Here is a 6,901-nt window from a genome sequence, read left to right as displayed (position 1 = left end):
CAGATGCCCCTCTATTATCTCTACACCTTTGTAATTACATAGGTGCTTTATTATATCGCGCAAATCTTCCTTATATTGATTGTAAATTATTTTTCGTCTATACTTTGGTGTAAATACGATATGATATTTACACATCCATTTCGTATGGGCGAGCGAGTATTCTTTATTCGCCATTTATATCACCGTATCCTTTCTGTATAGTGGCTTGAGCACTACTATTATAGTGAGGATACGGTGATTTTGTATAACTTGAACACCCACCCGCATAGCGGGTGGTTTTGTGTGCCACGCGCTTGATCGTTTTGCTGCCGGCAAAACTTGAAGCAGCGCGCGGCACGTGGTCTCGACCTACAATAATAGCGCCAGGGACCTGTAGTCCTTGGCGCTATGTATATTTGCAGTTCTCGGTGAGGCTATTATTTCAAATATTGTTCAGCCCAATCCTTTATGATATGACCGCTTTAAAATATGTACTTATTTTTTCTTTAGTTTCAATACAACCGCAACGCTTGCAATCAATATTGCTGCCACAGCACCGGCAATAGCAATGATACGTCCGATATCTACACTGGTAGTATCTTCTATAGGCTTTAGCTCTGCAATCGTCTCAGTTTCTTCTGTCTCTGCTTCTGTTGTTTCTGTAGTTTCATTCAATGATTCCTGAATTGCCTGAGCATGGGATTCAATAAGGGCATCTCTTTCGTTCTTGATCATTGGCTGGAAAAGCATATATGAATCAAACGGGAAGACATCTCCTCTCTGAATCATCATGATTTCAAGATCGTCAAGAAGTGTTGTGTTATTTTCCACAATCTCGTAGTAGTTTCCGAAAGTACCCCTATTATATTTATGGGACCAAGTACATCTGATTTCATTGTTCCATGCAGCTTTCTCGTCTAAGTCGAAATTTGGTGAACCGAGCTCATAATAAGAACCTACGGGAAGGAGTACGTCTGCAGCGAAATTATAGTCTCGCTTTAAGTCTATGTCATAGACCGTTTTTCCGTCTGTAATCTGATATGTTACATGGGTGATAGCTGCCTCGTAGCTTACTAGCTTTACACGGAATGTGCCATAGGTTTTTCCGTCGGAAAGATCTATTATTTCTGGTTCAACGTCAAGGGGGCCTATGCTCTCATCTACTTCATGATTATCTTCTTCCCCAGCTTCTATATCTTTTCCTAAGGATTTAACCTTGATCTTTACATTCTGACACTTTGAAGTATCCAATGTCTTAGGAGATACTTCGTATGTGTATTCATCGTTTATATCTTCATTTGAAAACACCGTAACATCATAAACACCGGCTGATATAGGGTATGTTCTGGTGTAACCGTTGTACGGTAAATCCTCACGATACTTTAGATCGAAATCTATGCCATTTATCATGACATCAATCTTCATGTTGTAATACTCTGGTACATCTGCCGTGATTTCTACATCTACTGCATTTTCAGGAAGAAAGTCTGAGTTCAGATTATCTACCCTTTCAGTTTCTGCAAATGATGCGAATGCAGCCATTGTCATAATGGCTGTTGCAAAGAATATTGTCTTAAATAAGTATTTCATATATATCTCTCCCCTATTACTTTTATTGTTCATACGTTAATTATGCGTGCGAATAATTAATATAGCACATAACATAAAGGGTATCCTAGCATGGCAATTTAATTAAATATCCTATATCCAACTACAAAGTGATTTCTCCACCAATCACTAAGATTTCTGTGAACTACTTTTCCATTAGATGATGAAGCATCCATAATGGTTCCGTCTCCTACAATAATTACGATATGTCCACTAATAAGCATGACATCACCGGCCCTAAGATCATCATAAGAAGTAACCTGCGGAAACGGCTTGTCTGATATCCAGTTAGCTGTTGTTCTGTACGGAACGTTTACACCGGCCTGATTTAAACACCACCAGACATAGCCTGAGCAGTCAAATGAGTTAGGGCCTTTTGCTCCCCATACATAATGGCAGCCGAGCTTTGACGATGCTATTGAAAGGAATTCCTTAGCCTGTTCCGACGCTTCAACGCTTATATTGCCGATTTCGAGGTAATTATAAATCTCTTTTGCATAATCTTTTCTTTGGCCAAGATCTTGATAGTATTTACCGTCTTTGGCTTTATTTTTATTTTCAGCTTTACCACCCATACATCCCTCAACCACAACACAGAATGCTTCGCATGCCATTTCAACATCTGTTACAGTCTGCATATTCGAACTGTCATAGCGGCTCAGATACTTATCTAAGGTAGCACCATAATTTCCTGTTGCCGGAGCTGTACCCTGAAGCTCTGCTTTCAGGAATTTTACCTGGCCTTCGACTGTATCATAATCCGGTATAGTTTCAAGGGCTGTTCTTCGTTCTTTTCCCCATTGAACAAGGCCATAGTATGTTTTTGAAGCTGACAGGGCTGAGGGTTTGAAGTTAGACTCTTGACGGAGATTTCCAAGTATTCCTGCAAGCATGGCATTAGAAAGGTTAAGGTCCTGTAATCCCGATACTATCTTTCTCATATTTTCCATCTCTTCTGTTGATAATCCGGGAATATCCATTACAGATAAGGTAGAGCTTGATGTCACATTCAGTTCATTCGGATCAAAATATTGCGGTGAATACTTAACTGACTCCTGATTGATTGACATATTTATCCTTGAGCCGTAAATGGCTGACGGAGCCACCTTATTATCTTTATCCGATGCGTATGTGCTAAAGGGGGACATAACGACGGTTAAAATTGCCATTATCCCCGATAACATTCTTCTCATTAAGTCACAATTCCTTTCACTGTTTTATTTGAGAGTGTATTTAGGCATTCAAGTAAGGTAATATATAGCGGTGAAAATCGTTGCTAATACTAAGAACCGTAAAACTGATTCTTTTAAATGAATTATTTTGTTTTTGGTAAACAGTGTTCCCGATGCTACATAAACTATCCCCATTAGGAAAAGTACCGGAATGTAAATAATAAGTGGCAATCTAATCATGGTATCAACCCCTTTCCATAAAGCAATTATGGGGACAGTTCTTTCTGTATCAGTATTTTTTGGAGAATTATCTTAAAAAAAATAAGTGAGCATATTTCAGCCCACCTATTTAATAGAAATTGCAATGACATAGCGACGTCCGATGTCATTTGTTGTATCGTCGTCACAGGCGACGAGCGTTACCGCGTCATCTGTCTCAATCCTAGTCCCTGTCTTATCAGAAAGGAACTTTGAAAGAGACTCCGGGGCCTCTGGATGAAGATTATAGTAATCATCATCTGCCTTGCCATCGTAATAACAAATGATAGTGAAATACTTCACTGTCTTATCTGTTACGAGGACAAGGTTTTTGTGCTCCTTAAGGTAATCGGCGTCCTCATAGAATCTGAGTCCGCCGAACATCCAGTTTTCTTTTTTATTCCGATTGACACTCATGTTGTGTCCTGCAATGACATGATTGCCTTTGCTGTCAAAATCAAAAAGATAGTTGCCCTTATCATCGATTGCACCGTCACCAAAGATACACCCCGGGTAGCTTTCCGGTTCACCTTTGCCATTATGGTGCAGGTAATAATCAAGCGCCTCCTGATCATTACCCCTACGTTGATAGACAGGGTACTGAAGAACTACTCCTTCATCCCTTATCGCTGAACCGCAGAGCTCTTCCTTCTTGATATCAGAGTCAAGGATCATAATGTATCCTTGAACATCTTCGTTATCCTTCTGAAGGCGTTTAACACCATCAACCATAGCCCTTTCGTCACTAGAAAGAGTAATGGCTTCTGTTTCCTCTGCATCATCCACCGTTGTTTCCGGCAGAGTTTCAGCTTCAGTAAACATCTCGGCTTTAAGTTCCTTATAAGACTCAGCCGCCTGTTCCTTATCTCTTGCACGTTTCACTGACAATGTCACGAAAACCGCAGCAAGTATGATAAGGATAAAAGTCATTGTTTTTTTCATTTCTACCTCCTCTAATGACTTATCTAATAATCTACAAACAGATTATGGAAGGGGATAACTCGGATAACAAAAAAATCTGCCGGTTTTACAGCAGATTTTATTATTTATTTTTTATGAGAAGATCTCGTCCTTTACTTCGCCGGCTTCCTGAGCTGATTTCTTAGTCTGAAACTCTTCTGCCTCTTCTTCTGTTCTGCAGCCAACACCGTACTCAGTTGAATAAGGAATTACTTCTGTCACAGTCCTTAATATGTTGTGAACGGTATGACAGTACGGGCACTCAAGCTGTTTTGCGTATTCTCTCACCTGTATTGCTCCATCTACAAATACGTGCCCGTCTTTTTTTATGTAGCGGTAATCCATATCTGCGATCTTACCGTATGACTTCATAATAAGGAAATCATGACGGTTCGAATCATCATCCTCCTTTATTCTATACTTACGAGGTACATCAAGGACATAATTGGTGATCCGCTGTCCCTGGTCTGTAGTATAGATCTCCGGCTCGTTGCTGGCTTTTCCGATTATGGTAACTCGGTTTGAAATCTCCGAGCGCTCACGCATATTCTTGGTGCCTTCCGATGGATCAAGTCCCTTTGAAAGAACCTCTGTGAATACAGGGTTTACATATGAAAGGGTTTCATTAAAGGAAATAACAGAATGCTTTCCTTCTTCATCCTCACAGGCTTCATTCTTACATAAGCAATGCTTTGTATAGTCGTGGGAAGCAAGTGTTCCTCTAATGAGTACCATATCTCCCTTTTCCCATTTAGCCATCTGCTTCATGATTTTTGCATTTTGTGAAAGGACGATGGGGTTATCCATTTTGATCCTGTGGTCCTTGGCACCATAATCCCTGATGCCACGGATGACCGCAACGGTACAGATTACCTGTATCTTCTTAGCGTCCGGTTGTCCGGGCTTATCAGTATATATTTTTGGTGCGCTCGACACTTGGCCGTACATTGTGACCTCATTGTGACGTGCCATTCTAAATACCTTCTTTCTCCAAATAACTCTATTAACTCGTTTACTTTCTAATTATGTACGGAGTTTTAGCCGTATTAGTTTTTTTTGAAAAATTTTTTAAAAAAAAGAACCGGCGAACCGGTTCTTGAATAAGAATATTGAAAAATTTTGAGGAAAAACCTATAGACTATGGAGATCCGAAGCTGTATATCACAATGTTTTTATCTGTTAGATATTCCCGTTATATATGAAACAAAGCAGGCAAAATCACCTATACGTTTTCTTTCATCGCCTAATTTTGCCCTCCATGAAGCATCACGGCCTTCCTGTTCTACTATTCTTGCAAGAGTATTTAGGGAAAGTATGAGCCTGTGTACGACCATCATCAGCAGCCATCTTTTCTTCTGTACTCATGATTTCCCACTGATTCCTTATATAAGTATATCTTGCTGCTCGATTGATAAATTCATTCCAGAATTCATCCTTATCTTCTAATGAACATAAAGTAATGCTTTCTACCAATTCCTTATAAATCTGCATACATTCTTCAATTGTGATGATATTTCCTGCTTCATGATTTAAATAAGCTTCATATGTGTTTATATCAATCACTCGTACCTTTCCATATTCTTCTTCTCAGCTGTTAATATGATTATGCTTCATACGAAAAGCTTGTAACATTTCCTTCACAATCAAAATCATACCAGTTTGCAACTGTATGACAGGTTCCAGTCCAAGTAATACAAACAAGAAGATGCTCTTGATCATCAGCTGATTCTGATTTTTTAGCAGTTATAATATCTGTGACAACTTCATGCCAACTGCCACCAATTGCCTCCTGAGTATTACATATATAGAACATGCCATCTTCTCCGGAATCAGTATTATTAGCAGATATTTCAGTAACAACTGCATAGTTTTTTCTATTCTCAAAATTATCAAGTATAGGGAAAACATTATTTTTTATAAATGGAATCTTGTTAAGATCAATTGGATTTTTACGATCAATTTCGTAGTCGCCATCTTTACGGTGATATATTTTGAGGGCAAATCTTATGTTATAGGAGCCTATCCGAAAGACTATCGCTGACAATTCTCCTAACAATAAATCTTTCTCATTAATTATTTTAACATTCAAATTTGAATCCATAATCTGATCGTATAAGGAGCCATAGCATATGGTTACATTTTCTTCATGCGGTTTAAGATGACCATTAATACCATCTGTAATTATTGCTGTAGGGGACCATTCACTTTTGATCATCATATACGTATCTTCATTCATAAGGAATCTCCCATTTTCTTCTGTTGTAGTATCCTTTTTAAGAGCTGTTACCCATTTTTTTCAAATTTCATATTATTCACCATCCAAGCCTTATCCAATCAATTGAAGTGTTTTCTTTTGTGTATTCCTTCACAAGAGAACTATATTCCTCTTCTGTAATTCTGTTGGTTTCGTGGACATATTCAAGATAGTCGTTAGTCGGATCAAATATCTTATAAAACTCCGGCGTTCCGGATGCAGCAAAATCTCCAAAATAATTAATGAATGCAATGACTATATGTGATTCTCCCTGATTGTCGATTTCCGATATGGAATAGATGTTTCGTCCTGAATGATAAATATCGCCACTGACAAACTGATTCTTATTGTTTACTAATACTTCCCACACCCAAAAGGGCGTGAAACTCAGTGTTTACAATGTTTGCGGCACAAAAATACCATTATGCCGCCGACAACTGCTCCGCGCAGGCCTCTAAGGGCGCTTTCAGATAGTTTGGCAGGTTGTTGATGAATTGCTGTACAAACCCTGCCATTTGAGCATCAGTGAGCGCAAAGAACTCTTTGACGGTTGAAAGCAGTGCGATCATGATTAGTCGCATAGAATGGTCAAAGGTTATTTCCGCTACTTCCTGGACATACAGGTAGAACAGTTCTCCGAGCGATCGGTGATCTGTGTTTGCCCTCTGGA

Annotated in this window: 8 protein-coding genes and 1 pseudogene; all 9 read right to left on the bottom strand. The window is 39.1% G+C overall.

Annotated elements, in window-relative coordinates; genetic code table 11:
• A partial coding sequence (locus G625_RS22065) for a transposase (RefSeq protein ID WP_198014909.1) occupies positions 1-174 on the bottom strand: 174 nt, incomplete at its 3' end.
• Between the two features lie 300 nt (positions 175-474).
• Positions 475-1,569, bottom strand: a complete 1,095-nt coding sequence (locus G625_RS0114145) for a hypothetical protein (RefSeq protein ID WP_029201620.1) — start codon at positions 1,567-1,569, stop codon at positions 475-477.
• Positions 1,570-1,667: 98 nt separating this feature from the next.
• Positions 1,668-2,657 carry a phage tail tip lysozyme gene (locus tag G625_RS21540; RefSeq protein WP_207637313.1) on the bottom strand — a complete coding sequence of 330 codons (990 nt, stop codon included), beginning with the start codon at positions 2,655-2,657 and terminating at the stop codon, positions 1,668-1,670.
• Positions 2,658-3,104: 447 nt separating this feature from the next.
• The gene (locus tag G625_RS0114135) at positions 3,105-3,959 is read right to left on the bottom strand and encodes a class B sortase (protein WP_029201618.1); all 855 of its coding nucleotides are present in this window, start codon (positions 3,957-3,959) and stop codon (positions 3,105-3,107) included.
• Positions 3,960-4,070: 111 nt separating this feature from the next.
• On the bottom strand, positions 4,071-4,949 hold the full coding sequence (locus G625_RS0114130) for a single-stranded DNA-binding protein (RefSeq protein ID WP_084152918.1): 879 nt from the start codon (positions 4,947-4,949) through the stop codon (positions 4,071-4,073).
• A gap of 294 nt (positions 4,950-5,243) precedes the next feature.
• On the bottom strand, positions 5,244-5,540 hold the full coding sequence (locus G625_RS0114125) for a hypothetical protein (RefSeq protein WP_029201616.1): 297 nt from the start codon (positions 5,538-5,540) through the stop codon (positions 5,244-5,246).
• Between the two features lie 40 nt (positions 5,541-5,580).
• Positions 5,581-6,213 (bottom strand): hypothetical protein, encoded by a 633-nt coding sequence (locus tag G625_RS0114120; protein ID WP_029201615.1) that lies wholly within the window; start codon positions 6,211-6,213, stop codon positions 5,581-5,583.
• A gap of 76 nt (positions 6,214-6,289) precedes the next feature.
• On the bottom strand, positions 6,290-6,601 hold the full coding sequence (locus tag G625_RS0114115) for a hypothetical protein (RefSeq protein ID WP_029201614.1): 312 nt from the start codon (positions 6,599-6,601) through the stop codon (positions 6,290-6,292).
• A gap of 52 nt (positions 6,602-6,653) precedes the next feature.
• Positions 6,654-6,901 (bottom strand): annotated as a pseudogene (locus tag G625_RS22895) (hypothetical protein); the annotation flags it as partial.

Source organism: Oribacterium sp. NK2B42, assembly GCF_000424445.1.
Lineage (GTDB): Bacteria > Bacillota > Clostridia > Lachnospirales > Lachnospiraceae > Oribacterium.
The sequence above is the reverse complement of the archived record's forward strand: the minus strand, read 5'-3'. Positions and strand labels throughout refer to the sequence as shown.